The sequence below is a fragment of the Cellulophaga algicola DSM 14237 genome (assembly GCF_000186265.1).
Lineage (GTDB): Bacteria > Bacteroidota > Bacteroidia > Flavobacteriales > Flavobacteriaceae > Cellulophaga > Cellulophaga algicola.
On record NC_014934.1, the window covers coordinates 1,202,724 to 1,220,734 of the forward strand.

The 18,011-nt window shown below is 33.5% G+C and carries 21 protein-coding genes; 9 read left to right on the forward strand and 12 right to left on the reverse strand.

Annotated features, from left to right (window positions below):
• The 4 genes from CELAL_RS05155 to CELAL_RS05170 are packed head-to-tail and all read right to left on the reverse strand — an operon-like array spanning position 1 to position 5,105.
• On the reverse strand, positions 1-1,401 hold the full coding sequence (locus CELAL_RS05155; RefSeq protein WP_013549855.1) for a TolC family protein: 1,401 nt from the start codon (positions 1,399-1,401) through the stop codon (positions 1-3).
• Positions 1,401-2,750, reverse strand: a complete 1,350-nt coding sequence (locus CELAL_RS05160) for an HlyD family secretion protein (RefSeq protein ID WP_013549856.1) — start codon at positions 2,748-2,750, stop codon at positions 1,401-1,403. Before CELAL_RS05160 ends, CELAL_RS05155 begins: the two co-directional genes overlap by 1 nt.
• Positions 2,751-2,758: 8 nt before the next feature.
• Entirely contained in the window at positions 2,759-4,426 is a 1,668-nt protein-coding gene (locus CELAL_RS05165; RefSeq protein ID WP_013549857.1) for a peptidase domain-containing ABC transporter, read from the reverse strand.
• Positions 4,419-5,105 carry a TetR/AcrR family transcriptional regulator gene (locus tag CELAL_RS05170; RefSeq protein WP_013549858.1) on the reverse strand — a complete coding sequence of 229 codons (687 nt, stop codon included), beginning with the start codon at positions 5,103-5,105 and terminating at the stop codon, positions 4,419-4,421. The genes CELAL_RS05165 and CELAL_RS05170 overlap by 8 nt, the downstream gene beginning before the upstream one ends.
• Before the next feature lie 151 nt (positions 5,106-5,256).
• On the opposite strand from CELAL_RS05170, the gene CELAL_RS05175 reads away from it, so the two are divergent.
• The 4 genes from CELAL_RS05175 to CELAL_RS05190 all read left to right on the forward strand — a co-directional run bounded on the left by CELAL_RS05175 (position 5,257) and on the right by CELAL_RS05190 (position 7,498).
• The gene (locus CELAL_RS05175) at positions 5,257-5,619 is read left to right on the forward strand and encodes a hypothetical protein (RefSeq protein WP_013549859.1); all 363 of its coding nucleotides are present in this window, start codon (positions 5,257-5,259) and stop codon (positions 5,617-5,619) included.
• Between the two features lie 80 nt (positions 5,620-5,699).
• Entirely contained in the window at positions 5,700-6,263 is a 564-nt protein-coding gene (locus CELAL_RS05180; protein WP_013549860.1) for a DNA-3-methyladenine glycosylase I, read from the forward strand.
• Positions 6,253-6,828, forward strand: coding sequence for a hypothetical protein (locus CELAL_RS05185; RefSeq protein ID WP_013549861.1), 576 nt, complete (start codon positions 6,253-6,255; stop codon positions 6,826-6,828). Before CELAL_RS05180 ends, CELAL_RS05185 begins: the two co-directional genes overlap by 11 nt.
• Positions 6,809-7,498, forward strand: coding sequence for a DUF2490 domain-containing protein (locus CELAL_RS05190; protein WP_013549862.1), 690 nt, complete (start codon positions 6,809-6,811; stop codon positions 7,496-7,498). Before CELAL_RS05185 ends, CELAL_RS05190 begins: the two co-directional genes overlap by 20 nt.
• Before the next feature lie 126 nt (positions 7,499-7,624).
• Here CELAL_RS05190 and aat read toward each other — a convergent pair whose 3' ends face one another.
• The 3 genes from aat to CELAL_RS05205 form a co-directional block, all read right to left on the reverse strand.
• Positions 7,625-8,254 carry a leucyl/phenylalanyl-tRNA--protein transferase gene (gene aat, locus CELAL_RS05195; RefSeq protein ID WP_013549863.1) on the reverse strand — a complete coding sequence of 210 codons (630 nt, stop codon included), beginning with the start codon at positions 8,252-8,254 and terminating at the stop codon, positions 7,625-7,627.
• A 123-nt stretch (positions 8,255-8,377) separates the two neighbouring features.
• On the reverse strand, positions 8,378-8,761 hold the full coding sequence (locus CELAL_RS05200; protein ID WP_013549864.1) for a DUF3127 domain-containing protein: 384 nt from the start codon (positions 8,759-8,761) through the stop codon (positions 8,378-8,380).
• A 6-nt stretch (positions 8,762-8,767) separates the two neighbouring features.
• On the reverse strand, positions 8,768-9,640 hold the full coding sequence (locus CELAL_RS05205; protein WP_041557538.1) for a flavin reductase family protein: 873 nt from the start codon (positions 9,638-9,640) through the stop codon (positions 8,768-8,770).
• Between the two features lie 124 nt (positions 9,641-9,764).
• On the opposite strand from CELAL_RS05205, the gene CELAL_RS05210 reads away from it, so the two are divergent.
• Both CELAL_RS05210 and CELAL_RS05215 read left to right on the forward strand, forming a co-directional pair.
• Positions 9,765-10,913, forward strand: coding sequence for a sensor histidine kinase (locus CELAL_RS05210; protein WP_013549866.1), 1,149 nt, complete (start codon positions 9,765-9,767; stop codon positions 10,911-10,913).
• Positions 10,914-10,916: 3 nt separating this feature from the next.
• Complete coding sequence (locus CELAL_RS05215; protein ID WP_013549867.1) at positions 10,917-11,273, forward strand: hypothetical protein; 357 nt, start codon at positions 10,917-10,919, stop codon at positions 11,271-11,273.
• A gap of 38 nt (positions 11,274-11,311) precedes the next feature.
• On the opposite strand, the gene CELAL_RS05220 is transcribed toward CELAL_RS05215, so the two are convergent.
• From CELAL_RS05220 to greA, 3 genes are all read right to left on the reverse strand, one after another.
• The gene (locus tag CELAL_RS05220; RefSeq protein WP_013549868.1) at positions 11,312-11,704 is read right to left on the reverse strand and encodes an HIT family protein; all 393 of its coding nucleotides are present in this window, start codon (positions 11,702-11,704) and stop codon (positions 11,312-11,314) included.
• Between the two features lie 13 nt (positions 11,705-11,717).
• Positions 11,718-12,152 (reverse strand): BLUF domain-containing protein, encoded by a 435-nt coding sequence (locus CELAL_RS05225; RefSeq protein WP_013549869.1) that lies wholly within the window; start codon positions 12,150-12,152, stop codon positions 11,718-11,720.
• Between the two features lie 74 nt (positions 12,153-12,226).
• Complete coding sequence (greA, locus tag CELAL_RS05230; RefSeq protein WP_013549870.1) at positions 12,227-12,703, reverse strand: transcription elongation factor GreA; 477 nt, start codon at positions 12,701-12,703, stop codon at positions 12,227-12,229.
• Between the two features lie 111 nt (positions 12,704-12,814).
• Between greA and CELAL_RS05235 the strand changes: the two genes are divergently transcribed.
• Complete coding sequence (locus tag CELAL_RS05235) at positions 12,815-13,264, forward strand: hypothetical protein (protein ID WP_013549871.1); 450 nt, start codon at positions 12,815-12,817, stop codon at positions 13,262-13,264.
• 12 nt (positions 13,265-13,276) lie between these two features.
• Here the strand turns inward: CELAL_RS05235 and CELAL_RS05240 are convergent, their stop codons facing one another.
• Together CELAL_RS05240 and CELAL_RS05245 are read right to left on the reverse strand one after the other, a co-directional pair.
• Entirely contained in the window at positions 13,277-14,251 is a 975-nt protein-coding gene (locus CELAL_RS05240) for a Gfo/Idh/MocA family protein (RefSeq protein ID WP_013549872.1), read from the reverse strand.
• Positions 14,252-14,352: 101 nt separating this feature from the next.
• Positions 14,353-16,566: a TonB-dependent receptor gene (locus CELAL_RS05245; RefSeq protein ID WP_013549873.1), complete on the reverse strand. Its 2,214-nt coding sequence runs from the start codon at positions 16,564-16,566 to the stop codon at positions 14,353-14,355.
• A 371-nt stretch (positions 16,567-16,937) separates the two neighbouring features.
• Here CELAL_RS05245 and CELAL_RS05250 point away from each other — a divergent pair, with 371 nt between their 5' ends.
• Positions 16,938-17,192 carry a hypothetical protein gene (locus CELAL_RS05250; RefSeq protein ID WP_013549874.1) on the forward strand — a complete coding sequence of 85 codons (255 nt, stop codon included), beginning with the start codon at positions 16,938-16,940 and terminating at the stop codon, positions 17,190-17,192.
• 69 nt (positions 17,193-17,261) lie between these two features.
• A complete protein-coding gene (locus CELAL_RS05255) occupies positions 17,262-18,005 on the forward strand; it encodes a GLPGLI family protein (protein ID WP_013549875.1) in 744 nt (247 codons plus the stop codon).
• Positions 18,006-18,011: the final 6 nt, after the last annotated feature.

Here is an 18,011-nt window from a genome sequence, read left to right on the forward strand (position 1 = left end):
TTATAAATCTTTAGGATTTATCGCTAAGCTATTAAATAATTTGGCTTTAGTTACAAAGAATTTATTTTGAACAGAATTTTGTTTCAATTTAGATTCTATAAGTTTATTTTCTCTTGAATTGATTAAAAATAAAGAGCTTTCTCCGAAGCTAAACTTACGCTCTTCTGCTGCTAATAAAGTTTCATAGTTTTCTACCATATCTGCAATAAGTACATTCTGCTTTTCAAAAGATGCTAACTCACGGTACATTGCAATTACCTTATTTCTAATGACGATCTCCGCATTATCTAATTCGTATTTTGCATCTTGTAATTTAAATTTTGCTAATTTTAAATCTCCTCGTTCTTTTCTTAAGAATAGCGGCAATTGAAAGCGGATACCTCCTTTATAATAATCGGTTAGTAATGAATTAAAATACTCGGGTGTTTCGGTTAAAAAATTATATTCAATTTCTATTTTTGGTAATAATTTATTCGCCTTTAAATTTTTATCTACCCGTAACCCATCCATTTTATAGGTAAGTGATTTTAATTTAGGGTGATTTTCTATGGTAAAACTATCTAGAGGCACTCCATTAATTCCTAAAGTTTTATTGATATCTTCAGCCACATTTTCATCAGGAATAACATTTTCCTGAAGTTCAATAGGCACATTATCTAACCATAAAAAGCTTGAAAGCTCTAATGATTTTTGCATCAATCTAACTTTTGCTTGTTCTAAATTTAATGCTCTGTCTTGTAAGGTTATGGTAGCCTCAACGGTATCAATTGCTGCAATTTGCCCTGAATACGCACTTTTTTTAACCCCATCTAGACGAATGTCTGCATTAGATAAGAAACTATCAAATATTATATTCTCATTATATGCCTGTAACCAATCAAAATATGCTTTTGCAGCATCAAACAAAACTTGGTTTACTAAAATATCTCGGTCTGCTTTGGATTGTTCCCTAAAATACTTAGCTTTTTTCAAGGTTGCCATTCGGTCATTAATCCAAAGTCCTTGACCAATAGACATACTTACCCCTGCACTATACAAGCCATCATCAGGAACCGTAGCTTCAGGATTTAAATACACTCCTTCATTTTGTTCAAAGGCACCTTTAAAATTCACCCCATACCAGGTAGGAATCTTAAAAACAGCATTTATTTTTTCGTAATACTCAGTCCCTTTAAATTGTTTGGTTCCATAATCTACCTCAATTTTAGGATCAAAACCTCCCCTAGCTTTTAACAGGTTTGCCTGCCCTATATCTAGAGTTAACGCTGCTTGTTTTGCTATGGGATGATATTTTTTTACATACCCTAAATACTCCTTGAAGTTTAGCACCTCCGCACCCAAGTCTTGTGCACTTACACAAAAGCTAAAAAATAAAAGACTGTACAAAAAAACTTTACTCATTATTTCTTATCCTTAGTTGCTGTTGCGTTTGGCTGATAATAGTTGGGCGGAAAACCATTTAATTGTCGCCATAACTCATACCAAATTGGCACATCTTCTAACAAGGCTATTGTATTTGCGCCAGAGCCCACACGAATCTCGTTGGGCCATGCTTGATCTTCTGAGTCTTGCGCTAAAAGAATGCGGTATTTTCCATTGGGACTAATGAATGTTTCTACAGCCACTACAACTCCGCCATAAGTACCATAAGATGCATTTGGCCAACCGCTAAATACAATAGCAGGCCATCCATCAAACTCTATACGCACTTTCTCTCCTTTATGTATTAAAGGCAAATCTAAAGGCGCTACAAACATCTCTACCGCTTTATCATACACAGAGGGCATAATACCCACCAATTTATCACCTTCTTTAAAAGTTTCACCAATACCCGCCTGAATTGCTTTGTTTATGTACCCACTTTGTGGCGCTTTAATGTAATACATATCATTTCGCATTTCATAATTGGTAAACTGATTTTCTAATTTTGTTACCTGTGCTTGCGAATCGTATTGCCCTGATTGCGCACTATACATATCACTTTGCGCTTTAGATATTTTATCCGTGTACGCCGTTTGTACACTACTTATTGCTACTGAAGCATTTAAAATTTCATTCCTACTTGCTAATAATTTATTCTGTTGAGAAATTAATTTAGCCTGTGTCTCCTGCAACTTTAACCTTTTTTCTTCTACATCTGTAACTGCCTTTAGCCCCTCTTCTTGCAACAGCACAGTACGATCATATTGACGTTCTGATATTTCAAGATTAGTTGCTGCCGCCATTAAATCAATACTATCACTCTGTACTTTTAACTTTGCTTGTAACAATTTATTTTTAGCTTGTTGCAATTTCAAACCTCGTTCTGTGGCCAATGCACCAATTTGATTATTCAGCGCTTTTACTTTGCCTTCATAAGAGACTACAGACCTTTCTTTAGCTTTAATTTGGTCTCCTGTACGCTCTACCAATTTAGGATCAAAATATTCATTTTTAATTTCTGAAATAAATAGAATAGTATCTCCTTTATTTACAAAATCGCCTTCTTGCACATACCATTTTTCTATACGTCCTGGAATAGGAGATTGTATGGTTTGCGGGCGTTGATCTGGTTTTAAAGAAGTCAAAGACCCTTTACCACGAACATTTTGCGTCCACGGCAAAAACAAAACAATAAAACCAAACAAGGCAGATCCGATTAAAAATCTATTAAAATACTTATAGTGCCTCTTATGAAAAACGCGTTGCGTAGACTTATAGCCAGAAAGGTCTACTTTTTCATTTAATACGTTATTAGATATATTAAGCATAGCTCTCTTTATTTTGTACTTACAATTTTACCGTCTTCAAGTGTAATGATCTTATCTACGCGACTAAACCATTTAACATCATGACTTACTACAACAACCGACCAAGGATTGGTTTTGTTCGTCAGAAAATCCATAATCGTTAAGGCTTCTATTTCATCTAACTGATCTAATGGTTCCTTTAAAATTAATAGTTTTGGCTTCCTTACGATTGCCCTAGCTAACACAATTTTCTTAGCTACATTATGCGGTATTTGCTGTCCTTCTGGAAATAATATAGTTTGGATCCCTTTAGGTTGTTCTTTTACAAATTTGGTAAGCCCTGTATTCTCAATAGCCCAATACAAATCTTTCTGAGAAATTGTTTGATCGCCGAATGTAATATTATCAAAAATAGTTCCTTCAAACGGACTTTCTTCCGTTAACGATTGCCCTATAAAGTTTCTATAGTGATTTGGTAAAATATTTTCTAACGAAATATTATTTACATAAACAGCACCTTCTGTTGGGTGAATTAAACCAGCTATTAAGCGCAATAAAGTTGTTTTTCCCGAACCATTTGCTCCCATTAAAAGCGTTGTACTTTTAGGGTGTAGCGTTAAGGATAAATCATCAATAACCTTATAAGTTGCTCCTTGAGGAATGTAACTAATTTCTGAAATCTCTACAGTTAGCTCAGTGGTTTCTGTTAACGGAGTTTCTCCTTCTTGCGGCTCTAATTCTTTATCTACAACCTGTCCTAATTTCTCAAGAGATGTTAATAAATCATAGATAGTCTCTAAGCCTTTAATCAATTTTTCTACTGAGTTTATCACCAATAAAATAATAATCTCGGCAGCAACAAACTGCCCGATATTCATCTCTTGATTTAAAACCAATAACCCTCCTATCACTAATAACCCAGCAGTTACCAAAACTTTAAAACCAATCATTTGAATGAATTGGATCACCAAAATTCTAAAATGACTTTCTCTTGCCTCTAAATACTCAGCAACCAACACATCATTTTTATATAAGGCATGATTGGTTTTTCCTGATAATTTAAAACTTACTAAAGAACGCGCAACCTCTTGAAGCCAATGAGCTACTTTATATTTATATTTAGATTCTGCCAGACTGGTCTCTAAGCCTTTTCGTGCTGTAAATTTGAACACCACATAAATAAGTACCAGAAGCAACAATCCGTAGACTATAAAAAATGGATGATAAAAGGATAGTAATAAAAGTCCGAATACTATTTGCAGTAGTGCAGCCGGAAAATCTAACAACACTTTAGCTAATGATTTCTGAACATTTAAAGTATCAAAAAACCTATTTGCCAATTCTGGAGGATAGTAGTCTTTTAATTCACTCATTTTAATTTTCGGAAACCGATACGCAAATTCAAAAGACGCCCTTGTAAATATTTTTTGCTGAACGTTTTCAATAATTCTAATCTGCATGAGCTGTAATAAGCCCCCAAAAGCAACACCTCCAGTAACCAAAACTACCAATACAATCCAGGAACTACTTATTTGTGCTCCTTGAATGAGGTTGATAATTGCCTGAATCCCTAACGGAAGTGTTAAGTTGACGATCCCAGCAAAAATTGCATAATAGAAAGTTTGTAAAATGTCTCGCTTATCAAGTTTTAACAACCCAATTAAACGTTTCCAAGCGGTAAGTGCATTTTTAGCCATTTGTTATTGGTGCTAAGGTTTTAAATACTAAATCTAAAAAATAGTTAGTGGGTGATTTAGGCTGATGACAATCTGTTAAGGTAGGAAAATGATCTTTTAAAAAGAACTGATGTAATGACCCCTCTAATATGGTACTAGCCAAACTAGAAGGATATTCATAGGTTGGATTTACTTGATGAATTATTTCAGATAATCGCAAAACTAATCGCTTATAGATAATAAAATAACCCTCTTTATTCTCTTCATCTAACTCTTTCGTTAAGTACGATTTGGAATACTCATTAATAACAATTTTACTTAAGATAACCTCATTAATATGCGAAAAATGAGAATCTTGTTCAATAGTTTTTGCGAGCACTTCTATTGCTTTTTCAAGTTTTTTAGAAGGATCTCCAATACTGTTTGTAGAAAACACTAATTGATACTCTAACCAACCCCAATACCAAGAAGCTAAATACAACAAAAGCTTATGCTTATTTTCAAAATACCGATAAATAGAACTTTCATTAGACTTGATAACCTCCCCTAATTTTTTAAAAGTGAATTTCTCAAAACCTATCTCATGAATCATTAAAATGCTATGTTCTATTATTTTCTTACCTAAATCAGAGGATTCAGGATCCTTAAGAAAAATCTTGTCATTTATTGCAATTTTTACCGATTGTAAAAGCCTATCCATTACTTACTATTTAAATACGCTTGCAAATATAATAGTATTACTATCAACTCACAATAGTTTAACTTTTTTTAACGAAAGCATAACTAATATTTTATGTTGTATTTTTTATATTTGAATCAGAGAATTAGTATGAACTTTAAACCTAAAACATATGAAAACTTTCATTATTTTTATCTTTATGGCGATGTATACTCTAGGTGGGCATAGTCAAAAAACAACAGCAAACCTTGAAGAAGGTACTATAGTAATACTTACCAATATTAATGGCGAACACTACAAACACATAGATTTTCCCAGAAAAAATTTCATCATTAAAAGAGGTGCTTTAGCAGATTTTAATAGCCTGGCGGGAACAAAACTTGTTATTAAAGAGTACAAGGCAACTAAAGGCACTAATCAAATAGCCTTATTATCTAGACAAGATGGCAAACCTTTCTTTAGATTCTTTTCTTCTGTTGAAGCTAATATTGAACAAGCCATAGAAAGTGGAGAATTGAAAATGTATTTAGAATAAATTACGTAATGCCTTACCGTCAAAGAAATTTCTCCACTATCTTTAAGCACTGTTAGTATACAAAGACAAAAAGCGTTTAAATGGAGAAACAACGATGTGGATGGTGCCAAGGCGATGATTTATACGAAGCTTATCATGATCTAGAATGGGGCGTACCCGTAAAAGAGGATGATAAGCTTTTTGAATTTTTAATTCTAGAAACCTTTCAAGCAGGTTTAAGCTGGATTACCATTCTACGAAAAAGAGAAAATTTCAGGGAAGCTTTTGATTCTTTCGATTATAAAAAAATAGCCAAATATGATGCTATTAAAATTGAAGAATTACTCCAGAATGCTGGAATTATAAGAAATAAGCTTAAAATTAATGCAACGATTTCTAATGCTATTGCATTTCTAAAAATACAAGAAGAGTTTGGTAGTTTTAGCACCTACATCTGGGAATTTGTTAAGCACAAACCCATCAAAAATACCGTAGAAAACTATAAATTAGCACCAGCAAATACACCGCTATCTGATGTAATTAGCAAAGACTTAAAAAAAAGAGGATTTAAATTTGTAGGCAGTACGGTGATATATGCACAAATGCAAGCTACCGGAATGGTAAATGATCATGAAATAACCTGTTTTAGATATAATGAAGTATAAATTTATAGTACTATTTTTTCTCTGTGGCTTTAATTCACTTTTAGCCCAAGTTAAACACGAACGCGAATTCCGAATTAAGAAAAAGGATTTTCCAACAGCAGCACATACGTTGATAAAGAGCAATGTCTCCAATGCAAAAAAATTAAAATTTTATAAAGAAATAGATAGTTTAAAAATTAGTTACGAAGCCAAATTTAAGAAAGATAAATTATGGTATAGCATTGAATTTAATGAAGAAGGTACTTTAGAAGATATTGAAATTACCATTAAGACTGTTGACATTCCCAATGAAACTCATGAAGAAATTTTAAAATACCTTAGCAACAACTTTTCTTCTTTTAAAATCAAGAAAATTCAGCAGCAATATGTTGCAGAAGATCCTATGGAGAAAACTTTTAAAAATGCCTTTCAAAATTTAATGATCCCTTCTGTTAACTATGAATTAATTATTGCTGCAAAAAAAGAGAACGGCTACGAACAATTTGAAATTCTTTTTAATGCTGAAGGAGTTTATCTAAGTATTAGAAAATCATTACCTCCTAACTATGATCACGTCTTATATTAAACTAGGGCTTTCCCTAATTCTCTTTTTTATAATAACCCCTAGTTTTGCTCAAGATAATTTTACAGGATACCTTGAGCCTCAAATTTCCGTAAACCATAAAATATCTCCGCTCTATGCGTTTAATTTTTCTACAAGCAATAGAGCCTATTTCTATAAAGACGGAGCAACTGCCGTTAATATGCGACAATTAGATTTTGCTCATTTTTCTGAATTAACGATAGCCTCTAATCAAAGTTTTTCTTTAGGAATTCAATATAGATTTAGAGCCCTCTTTGAGGAAGAGAAAGAAAATGAGCTGCGAATTACACAACAATATAATTACAAATTTAAACCAAAATCTATACGATATGGACACAGAGTACGAACAGAACAACGTATCTCTCCCTCATTAACGACATTCCGGTTTAGATATAGATTTGCGGCAGATATGCCTCTGAAAGGCGAAAAACTTGATATAGGAGAACCTTATATTATAGTTTCTACAGAAAGTTTATTAAGTGTAGCCAATACAAAAAAACCAAGTTACGATCAACGTTTTTCTTCCCAGATTGGTTACAAATTGAGCTCAAACACCAAAGTGCAAATTGGCTTAGAATACCGACTAGAAGAATACAATACAACTTTAGCACAAGTACTTTTCTTAAATTCTGCTTTTGTTCTTACCCTTTAAAAGTCTATTCCGTTTTATTTTAAAATATCCCAAAGTTAAAATATCATTCTTATTAAGATCGTTAACTCTTAGTATTTCAACTCTTTATTTTGCCTCCTCGGAGTGTAAAAAACCACCCTTTATTAATTACAATAACTTAACAAAATCCTCTCTAGCTATCTCTTCTGCACCTAAACTTTCAAGGTGCTCTGTGTAGACTTGACAATCTATTAACGTATAATTCTTTATCGCTAACTCTTTTGCTAAACTTATAAAAGCAAATTTAGAGGCATTGCTCACTAGACTAAACATACTTTCTCCACAAAAAACATGACCTAAATCTATACCATACAACCCCCCTACTAAAGTATCTTTTTCCCAAACTTCGTACGAATGCGCAATGCCTTTTTCATGAAGCTTAAGGTAAGCTTCTTTCATCTTCTCTGTAATCCAAGTGCCGTCCTGGTCCTTTCTATCGACCATAGAGCAATACTCCAGTACTGTTTTAAAATCTACATTCTTGGTTAAGGTAAATTGGCGATCTTTAATCACCTTACGCATGCTTTTAGAAATGTTTATTTTATGAGGAAATAATACCATTCGTGGATCAGGACTCCACCACAAAATCAAAGAATCCTCGTTGAACCAAGGGAAAATTCCGCTTTTATAAGCCAACAATAGCCGTTCAGGAGAAAGATCTCCCCCAACAGCAAGCATACCTTCGTGGTTAGCCTTTGAAACATCAGGGAAAATTAATTCCTCAGAAAGAAAAATCATAGGCTTATAGTTTAATTCTTTATTCAATTTTTTTTTGACCTCAAAATACATCAAAGTCTATAAAAAACAAAAGACCTGTTTAGTTAAAAACTAAACAGGTCTTCTCCTTAATTATATGTTAATTTAAAAAGGTAAATCGTCGTGATCTTCTTCATTTAAATCATCTGCTGGCTGAAAAGAATCCATTGGTGGTGCTGGAGGTATTCCTGCACTTGAATTTGGTGCTGCCGCCTGAGCACTTTCTATTCTCCAACCTTGAATAGAGTTAAAATATTTAGTTTCTCCTTGTGGATTAACCCATTCTCTACCGCGTAAATTAATTCCAATTTTTATAGGCTGTCCAACACTTACGCTGTCCAATAAGTCACACTTATCTTGAACAAACTCTACCATAATATGTTGCGGATATTGCTCTTCTGTAGTAACGACAATTTCTCTTTTTCTAAATCCGTTATTTCCAAAGGTTTGAGTTTCCCCAACCATTTTCACTTTTCCTTCTACTTCCATTTTCTCTTAATTTGATAATAATACTTTCCAAGCGGAAAGTACGTCATTTTTATGTAAATATTCCTGTGCTTTACTATGAATTATTTTTTTATCATCTGCACTTATGATCACTCGTAGCTCCTCATTTGAAGCTAAAAACTCTTGAACTTCTTTTTCTGTAGGTATTTTTTCAACGTTCCCTAACCTACCTAGGTCATTCCCGGTTAACACCGTGCTAAAACGTATTTCTGCAGGTATTGCATCAACACCAATTCCTAACGAAGATAATGGTTTAGGCACTTCAAACAAACCTTCGTTTGCTCTACTATACCAATTACCACCCATTCTAGCTACTAAATCTATCTTATGCTGATCTATAGCTCCATTTTCATCTAAAATTGCTTTGTCTACATGAACTTTTACAACTTCAGAAAAAATTAAATTTCCGGCTCCGCCGTTTTCACCCAAAGCCTCAACTTTAATGACTTTGCACTCAAATTGTACAGGAGATTCTGCTACCCTAAAAGGTTTAACTACGTCAGAAACTAACATTGTTAGACCCGCTTTTTGAAATTCATTTTCTCCTGCTGGATACTCTGTACTAGAAAGTGACATTTGTTGTACCATATCAAAATTCACAACATTAATTACCACCTCTTTAGTTCGTAAACAGTTTTCTAGCGTATGCTTTGTAGTATTGTCGCGAACCCTACGTGCAGGAGAAAAAATTAAAATCGGCGGATTAGCACTAAACACATTGAAGAAACTAAAAGGAGATAAATTAGGCCTTCCATTTTCATCTATAGTACTCGCAAAAGCAATAGGCCTAGGACCTACAGCCCCTAGTAAATACCCATGTAATTTTGCTGTTGTTACCTCATCCGGCAGTATAGAAATCATTTCTCGCATCGTCCTGCAAAAATACATAAATTACTATCAAATATGAAACTAACAACTTATCAAATAGAGAGAATAACTTTTGACATTTTACGTTATATTGTACGCACTATAAGCATTTGTTTGAATGAACTTTAACCCTGAAAAGAAAACTATAACTATAATCCTACAAATAACCTCTTTTGTTATTGTAAGTCTTATACTTTGGAACACAAATAGTTTTTTCAAAAAATTCAAAGAAGAAGAACGTAACAAAGTAGAAATTTGGGCCAGTGCCTTGGTAGAATTACAATCTTTACCCGCTGATGCCGATCCTGGTAATTTACCCTTGAAAATATTTCAAAACAATACGACTACCCCAATGATTTTAATGAACAGGGATGGTGCTATTAAGGTGAGTAACATGCCTAAAGAAATCACTACCGATACCGCCCTGATTCAAAAAAAAATAATAAAATTTGGAGAGGAGAATAAGCCCATAAAAATTGAATACAAGGGGGAAGATTTAGCCACATTATATTATGGAAATTCTGATGTATTAAACAAACTAAAATATTACCCCATTGCTCTACTTTTAATTATCTTCCTTTTCGGTACTGTTATTTATTTCTTTTTCAAAACAAATAAGTCTTCGGAGCAAAATAAACTTTGGGCAGGAATGGCAAAAGAAACTGCGCACCAAATAGGAACACCATTAACCTCTCTTCTAGGTTGGAATGAACTTTTAAAAGCAGAAAATATAAATCCGAGTATTACGGAAGAGATTGAAAAAGATATTGCTAGACTAGAAACCATTACAGAACGTTTCTCTAAAATAGGCTCCTTACCTATTTTAGCAGAACATGATATTGTTGTAGAAACCAAAAACGCATTTGATTATTTAAAACTGAGAAGTTCCAAACTAATTCATTTTTCATTTAGCAGTAAAGCAGAAAATCTTCCGGTACTTTTAAACAAATCACTATTTCAATGGACCATTGAAAATTTAGTTAAAAACGGAATTGATGCTATGCGAGGAAAAGGGAGCATTAGTGTTGAAATTTTAAAAGAAGGAAATAATGCCGTAATTTTGGTCTCCGATACAGGCCACGGAATTTTAAAAAAAGATTTCAATACCATATTTAATCCTGGATTTACCTCTAAAAAAAGAGGCTGGGGCTTAGGCTTATCACTAGTAAAACGAATTGTGGAAGAATACCATAAAGGAAAAATAAAAGTTCTTACTTCGAGTAAGGACGGTACAATAATGAAAATTACTTTTAAATTAAATTCGTAAGCAATGGCAGAGATAAAATTAGAAGTTATTAAGGAAGCAGACCTAACAAATAATTGTCCGGAATGCTTTAACCAAGGTTTAAAATTATCCTTTTTTCAGAAACACTCTTACGGCAAGCTAATTCATAAAACAACGAATGAGATAACTTCTGAACTGGAATGTAAGAAGTGCGGAACCAAAATTTATCCGGTTGGGTGGACTCCAGACATAGAACGTGTTTTTGAATACTACCAGAAAATGGCGGTACCACAAAAAAAATCTATGAAATTTACCAGCCTGTTATATATTTTAATAGTAGCATTAATTACTATTGTTGCAGCGGGAATATACATTCTAATAGAAGGCGGTTTATTTAAGTAAGAAACAGCTAAAATGCTATGTTCATTAGCTACCCTTGATTAAGCTAATTCTGCTTTTATTTTTTTTGCAATAGCCTTAAACTCTTCATCAGAAAACTTAACTTTATGCTGAAAAGTAGCATCTTTCATTTCATTTAAAGGGATTAAATGAACGTGTACATGTGGCACTTCTAAGCCAATAACAGTCATCCCAACACGCTTACAAGCTATAGCACGCTCTAGCGCCTGACCAACTTTTTTAGAAAAAGCCATTAATCCCATATAGGTAGCATCATCTAAATCCATTATTTTATTTACCTCTTTCTTAGGAACACATAGCGTATGCCCTTTTGCATTTGGGTTGATATCTAAAAAAGCGAAAAACTCCTCGTTTTCAGCAATTTTATAAGAAGGAATTTCTCCACTGATAATCTTTGTAAATATACTAGCCACTGTCTTGTCTGTTTTATAAACTTGTTGGGTTAATTATTAGTTTATTAATACCCCTCCAAAACATTTTTAACGTAGTGGTTGGTTTCTCAATAAACTCTGAAAGTAAAAGAAGATTGTTTGCATAGCTCTTAACCTCAGCATCTTCTCCTAAACTTACACTTATATCCGTGAATGCCATATTCCAATCTGGAAAAAAACGCTGGTCTTTTTCTCCTTCATATAATACTTGAACATTTAAATGCCTACTGTCTTCAACTATTTTTGAAAACACTTTCTGAACAATCTCCTCATCTCCCTCTAAGATTTGGATGAATTGATTTTTGTAAAAAACTAAACAGCCTGTAATGTCATTAGTTTTATTAACACTAATAGCTGTCTCCCGAATTGCCAAGATATCTGCATTTGAAATTCCAGAAGCTGCAACCGATTTATATGTTAATTCAAACATCAAGTCTATGGTTATGTAAATTTACAATGTACTTGAAAAGCAAATGCAATTTCAATCTATTAAATAATTACCAATTAAGACCTGGTAATTTCTAGTATTTCTAATTTTAGAACACCATTAGGGATTGTAATTTCTGCAGATTCTCCTACTTTCTTACCTAACAAACCTTTTCCTATTGGTGAATTTACAGATATTTTACCCGTCTTTAAATCAGCTTCACTTTCTGCAACCAAAGTATATTTCATCTCCATTCCATTGTTCTGGTTTTTCAACTTTACAGTTGATAAAACTAAAACTTTAGAAGTATCTAATTGAGATTCATCTATTAAACGTGCATTAGAATATGTTTCCTCCAATTTTGAAATTCGAAGTTCTAACAAACCTTGTGCCTCTTTTGCAGCATCATATTCTGCGTTTTCAGATAAATCACCTTTATCTCGAGCTTCTGCTATATCCCTTGATGCCTTCGGACGTTCTATATCTTTTAGCTGATTAAGTTCGTCTCTCAACTTTTTTAATCCCTCTGGTGTATAATATGATTTGTTACTCATAACTAAGCGTTTTATAAAATAAGAAAATCCTCTTTTTTATAGAGGATTTAAGACAAATATACATTTTTTTTGTTCAACTTTGTTGCTGTGTTATTAAAATACAAGGTTGTTATGTCTAGAATTTTAGGGTTTATTTTATTGGTCGTGTGTTTTGGATGTGATACGAGCACAACAAATAGAAATCCATATTTACAGGAAATAGGATTTAGATTTGATATAAACACTAATCTACCCTTATATAGCAACTTAACCAACGAAGGAAGCGCTATATATATTGATGGCGGACAGGCAGGAACTAGAGGTATTTTTGTAATTAAAACCTTGTCTGCTTTTGCTGGCTATAGAGCATTTGAAGCCAGCTGTCCTAATCATACGCCTAATAATTGCTCTACAATGACCTTAGACACGAGCAGAAATGCAGTTACTTGCGAGTGTGATGATTATAACTACAGTTTATTTACCGGACAACTACTAACTAATCTAGGCGAAGACCAAAAATTCTACAATATGTTAGAGTATCGTGTAGCTGTGGGTAGTGGCGTAATCACCGTTACAAATTAGTACGTTAGGCCCTCATTTTAAAATTTCGCTCATAACCCAACTCGTATGCAAAGCTGTTTCTCCAGTTGACGGATGCGGAATACCATCAATTAAATCTGCTTTTAAATTCGCTACATGATAGTGTTGTACGTGTTTTGGATTTTCTATAAATAGCTCTTCGATACCCTCCACATTTTCTAAAATAATAGCTTCTTCTTTAAATATAGAAAAATGTATAGTCCCTTTTGAACCTATAATTGACACGCTATCTTCTCTTGTAAAGGAACCAAAATGCCAACTTCCAGTACCCGTAATACCATTCTCATGTATCCATGTTGCTGTAATTGCATCTTTAGCAGAATACAAACCTTGCTGATTAAGACTAATTCCAGAAACCTGTTTAAAATTTCCTAATAAATACGCAAACAAGTCTAAACCATGACTAGCCAAATCATCAAAATAACCTCCAGGAGCAATTTTAGCATCTGTGCGCCAATTGTACGTTCTATTTAAATCAATATCATTTGCAGGCTTAGAAAAACTCCAGTTGATATGCCTAACATCCCCTATTTTATTTTCTTTTAACCACGTTTCAACTTGTATAAAGCGCGGCAATGAACGCCTGTAGTACGCCACAAATAACGGAACATTTTTAGCCTTAAAGGCATCCACTAGTGCTACCCCGTCTTCATAATTGGGCGCCAAAGGCTTTTCTATACAACAAGGCTTACCTGCTTGAGCAACCATTAATCCATATAATTTATGGGTGTCTGGTGGTGTTGCAATATAAATAGCATCTATCTCTGGATTGTTAATTATTTTATCTACGTCATTATAAAAATGAGGAACACCATGTCTTTTGGCATAATCTTCTGCTTTTTGTAAATCTCTACGCATTACGGCATCTAAACTAAACCCAGAAGTTAATTGATAAGGCGGACCGCTTTTTACTTCGGTTACTGCACCACACCCTATTATTCCCCACCGTACAGACTGATTATCTTTCATATTTCTCAATTATGATGAATTTAGGTACTAAAATAAGCAATAAAAAAAGGGTTTCTAAAAAGAAACCCTCACTTTGACTCCAAGTAAGCCTTATCTAAGTTTTAAAAATTTAAAGTTGCCCCTACCAAGAAATTTGTTCCTGCTTGCGGGTAGTAACCAGCACCTTCAATTGTGGTTGTTACCCCTGGGGTAGACCATGTATCATCAAAAGTAAAAAAATAGCCATTAGACTCATATAGCTCATTAAAAATATTATTCACTAGACCAGACAGCACAATACTCTTAATAAATGAATTGGTAACAATTTCGTATTGCACATTAAAATCAAATTGAGAATAGGCCTCTAATTTAGAACTACTAGCATCTATATTGCCCATATATTGTTCTCCTACATGCTTCCCTAATAACGATAATTGCAGATTATCTGTAGGCATATACACTAATGCACCACCGACTATTACACTTGGCGAAAAAGCTATTTCTGTATCCCCAAGGTTTTGCAATGCTCCATCTCTTTGAAATACAAAATCTTTATTCCTATTTGCACTTAAGGTAATATTTGGTCTAAAGGCAAATTTAGCACCCAAGGAAACATTAGCCTCTACTTCTAATCCTAATCTATAACTATCACCTACATTTTCTCGCAATGGAGCACCTACATCATTCAATGCTCCCGTTAACACCAGTTGATCTTTATACCCCATGTAATATACATTGGTATTTAATTGCAGTGTATTAGAAATATAACGCCACCCCAACTCAAAATCATTTAATCTTTCTGGCTTTGGGTTACCGCTCTCATAATCATTTCTATTTGGTTCCCTATTCGCTACTGCATAGGAGAAATAAAAATTATTATTTGAGTTCAAATCAAAAGTAATCCCCGCTTTAGGGTTAAAGAAATTAAAAGTATCGTCTACTAAACCAGTTTCATCACCGTTAGCCTCATACCCAACTGTTCTGTATTGTAAATCTCCAAAAAGACTCCATTGATCATTTAACGTATAATTTATCTTGGAGAAAATATTAAAGTCGGTCTTTGTAGAATTATCATCATAATACCTATCTCTGATGTTGCTAGTGCTGGCATACCTTGCCCAAATAACTTCACCAAAATGATCACCTTCATATTTGTTCCATCCTCCTCCAAGAATTAAATCAACATTTTCTTTGTTATAATTTGCAGAGAAAACAGTCCCATAAAAATCATTATCTAGCCAACGTCTGCGGATCACATCTGTAGTATTCACTTCTTCTCCGTCTACGATAACCGGAATAAAACCATAGGTATCAAAATCATCATCAGCTTTAAATTGCTCAAAATAGCCACTCCCCTTCGTATAATGCAGTGCTAAGTTGGTGCTCCAATTTTCATTTAAAGTTTCGTTCCATAACAACTGCGCATGATTCTGCTTGTAATTATCTTCCTCATTTTCATAAGTGTAATAATTATACCTGCGATCAGAATTTCTAAGGTTTTCTGCTTCGCTCTCTGTAAGTCCGTTAGCAGCAATAAAATCTTCTATACCTTGTGCATTATTATTTATTCTAGCAAGTGGTGTTCCGTACCAAGCTTGATACGTAACTTCATGACCACCAAAAAGAAGTGCTTTTATCAAAGTATTCTCATCTCTATAAGCCGCTTGTAGAAAGTAAGATTCTAGGTCTGATGTAGCTCTATCAATATACCCATCTGAATTAATCTGAGATAATCTTCCTGATATTTCTATCTGATCATTTAGCAAACCTGTACTAAATTTTAAGGTATTTCTTAAGGTCTTAAAACTCCCAATAGAAGAAGATATTTGGGCGTAAGCATCTTGAGAAATAGCATCTGTCAAAACATTTAAACTTGCTCCAAAAGCTCCAGCCCCATTCGTAGAAGAACCAACACCACGCTGTAACTGTAAACTCTCTGTAGAAGATGCAAAATCTGGCATATTTACCCAAAAGGTACCATGCGATTCTGAATCGTTATAAGGAATTCCGTTTATGGTTACATTTACACGAGTAGCATCACTACCACGAACACGAATACCTGTATAACCAACACCTGCACCAGCATCTGAGGTAGTCACCACTGAAGGTAAAAAATTCATTAAAATTGGAATGTCTTGCCCTAAGTTTCTTGGCTTTATTTGCTCTTTGGTTAAATTAGAAAAGGTAACCGGAGTTGCTTTTGTTACCCTAATGGCTGATACAAAAACCTCATCTAAAACCACCTTTTTCCCTTCTAAGGAATCTGTTGCTTGTTGCTGTGCATTTGCAGTGATTGCAAAACATAAAATTGAAACTAGTGTGAAAATAATTTTCATTCGTATTAATTAAGTGACGAATAAAAGGGGCAATTACTCTTTCTGTTAATTGATATATTTGGGACTTAAGCATGCCATAAAGCGTGATTAAATTCCGTAAACAATCCTAATGGCGATTTACGCTTCCCTTGGCAGCATTACCTGCCCAGGTTCATTGGGTATAATCTCAGCTACGTTCTAAAAAATTAACTTTAGAATTTTGCACCCCTTTGAGATGCGGCAAAGATACAACCCTAAATTAAAATTTATCCAAAAACATTAAGAATATATAAATTATAAATATTATGAGCAAAAAATATTTTCTACATAAAACAGTCTATTGATTTTTTTTTCTATATTTACAATATAATCAACCTTTAAAAATTTCAATTATGAGAAAACTATTTTTAATTTGTTCGCTATTTGTAGGTTTGTCTTCATTTACGCCAAAATCAGTCGAAACTTCAAACAATTATGAAATTTCGGTTTCGGATGCATCTAACGAGTATTTTTTGTATTCTTGCACAGCTACAGTCTATTATGAAGGTAGAGCTGTTACTAGTTTCACTGCCTATGGTTCAACAGCTTCAGGAGCTTGTTCCGTTGCTGGTTCAAGAGCTCGATCGTTCATTTCTGCATTAAATTAGTAAACAAACAAGATTACTTTTCAGGTCTAATTTTAAATAAAACTAGACCTGTTTTTCTAAAAAAAAAATATGATTTATCAAAAAATTACAAGTGTTTGTATATTTACACTTCTCGCATACGTAACGACAGCCCAAAGCATTCAAGTAGAATATGATTATATACTAAAGATGCAAGAAATCCAACAAGAATACTCCGTCAAATCTAAACTTACAAGTGATGGTACTTCCTCTATTTATGAGATTGATCATACTGGAATTATGAAAAATTCCCAGGATACAAATAATCCCGATGATGAAACTGAGCTAATTATTAAATCAAAAAGAAACGAATTTGTATTTAAAGACTTTAAAGAAAAAAAAATCTTCTATAGGGATAGAATAGGATTGAAAGATTTTAAAATTAAAGATTCGTTAAGTAATACACAATGGAACTTAACAACTACTACTAAAGAAATTCTTGGTTACCTATGCCAAGAAGCTACGACAAATTACGGCACTAGAGAATACACCGCTTATTTTACAACACAGCTGAATTACCCCGATGGACCATGGCGATTTAGCGGCCTTCCCGGATTAATTCTAGAAATAAAGTCTGATGATGATTTCTTTAAATTAATTGCTACATCTATAGCCATTAAAAAAGAGCAATTAGTTTTAGAAAACCCTTATATAAAAGAGAAACTTATTTCTTGGGGAGAATTTTTGGCTCTTTATAAAAAGAAGTATGATGAAGTAAAAAGGAATGGAATGAGCGAAAATGGACCTACTACTTTACTACCTAAAAAAGGTATCGTAGAATATATAAAAGAATAAGAAATA

Excerpts from the sequence above, each read along its gene's own strand:
- CELAL_RS05165 (WP_013549857.1), bottom strand. The coding sequence starts at position 4,426 with ATGGCTAAAAATGCACTTACCGCTTGGAAACGTTTAATTGGGTTGTTA.
- CELAL_RS05235 (WP_013549871.1), top strand. The coding sequence starts at position 12,815 with ATGTCTAGAATTTTAGGGTTTATTTTATTGGTCGTGTGTTTTGGATGT.
- CELAL_RS05225 (WP_013549869.1), bottom strand. The coding sequence starts at position 12,152 with ATGTTTGAATTAACATATAAATCGGTTGCAGCTTCTGGAATTTCAAAT.
- CELAL_RS05255 (WP_013549875.1), top strand. The coding sequence starts at position 17,262 with ATGATTTATCAAAAAATTACAAGTGTTTGTATATTTACACTTCTCGCA.
- CELAL_RS05210 (WP_013549866.1), top strand. The coding sequence starts at position 9,765 with ATGAACTTTAACCCTGAAAAGAAAACTATAACTATAATCCTACAAATA.
- CELAL_RS05245 (WP_013549873.1), bottom strand. The coding sequence starts at position 16,566 with ATGAAAATTATTTTCACACTAGTTTCAATTTTATGTTTTGCAATCACT.
- CELAL_RS05160 (WP_013549856.1), bottom strand. The coding sequence starts at position 2,750 with ATGCTTAATATATCTAATAACGTATTAAATGAAAAAGTAGACCTTTCT.
- CELAL_RS05215 (WP_013549867.1), top strand. The coding sequence starts at position 10,917 with ATGGCAGAGATAAAATTAGAAGTTATTAAGGAAGCAGACCTAACAAAT.
- CELAL_RS05155 (WP_013549855.1), bottom strand. The coding sequence starts at position 1,401 with ATGAGTAAAGTTTTTTTGTACAGTCTTTTATTTTTTAGCTTTTGTGTA.
- CELAL_RS05200 (WP_013549864.1), bottom strand. The coding sequence starts at position 8,761 with ATGGAAGTAGAAGGAAAAGTGAAAATGGTTGGGGAAACTCAAACCTTT.
- CELAL_RS05250 (WP_013549874.1), top strand. The coding sequence starts at position 16,938 with ATGAGAAAACTATTTTTAATTTGTTCGCTATTTGTAGGTTTGTCTTCA.
- CELAL_RS05190 (WP_013549862.1), top strand. The coding sequence starts at position 6,809 with ATGATCACGTCTTATATTAAACTAGGGCTTTCCCTAATTCTCTTTTTT.
- CELAL_RS05240 (WP_013549872.1), bottom strand. The coding sequence starts at position 14,251 with ATGAAAGATAATCAGTCTGTACGGTGGGGAATAATAGGGTGTGGTGCA.
- greA (WP_013549870.1), bottom strand. The coding sequence starts at position 12,703 with ATGAGTAACAAATCATATTATACACCAGAGGGATTAAAAAAGTTGAGA.
- CELAL_RS05205 (WP_041557538.1), bottom strand. The coding sequence starts at position 9,640 with ATGATTTCTATACTGCCGGATGAGGTAACAACAGCAAAATTACATGGG.
- CELAL_RS05180 (WP_013549860.1), top strand. The coding sequence starts at position 5,700 with ATGGAGAAACAACGATGTGGATGGTGCCAAGGCGATGATTTATACGAA.
- CELAL_RS05175 (WP_013549859.1), top strand. The coding sequence starts at position 5,257 with ATGAAAACTTTCATTATTTTTATCTTTATGGCGATGTATACTCTAGGT.
- CELAL_RS05170 (WP_013549858.1), bottom strand. The coding sequence starts at position 5,105 with ATGGATAGGCTTTTACAATCGGTAAAAATTGCAATAAATGACAAGATT.
- CELAL_RS05185 (WP_013549861.1), top strand. The coding sequence starts at position 6,253 with ATGAAGTATAAATTTATAGTACTATTTTTTCTCTGTGGCTTTAATTCA.
- aat (WP_013549863.1), bottom strand. The coding sequence starts at position 8,254 with ATGATTTTTCTTTCTGAGGAATTAATTTTCCCTGATGTTTCAAAGGCT.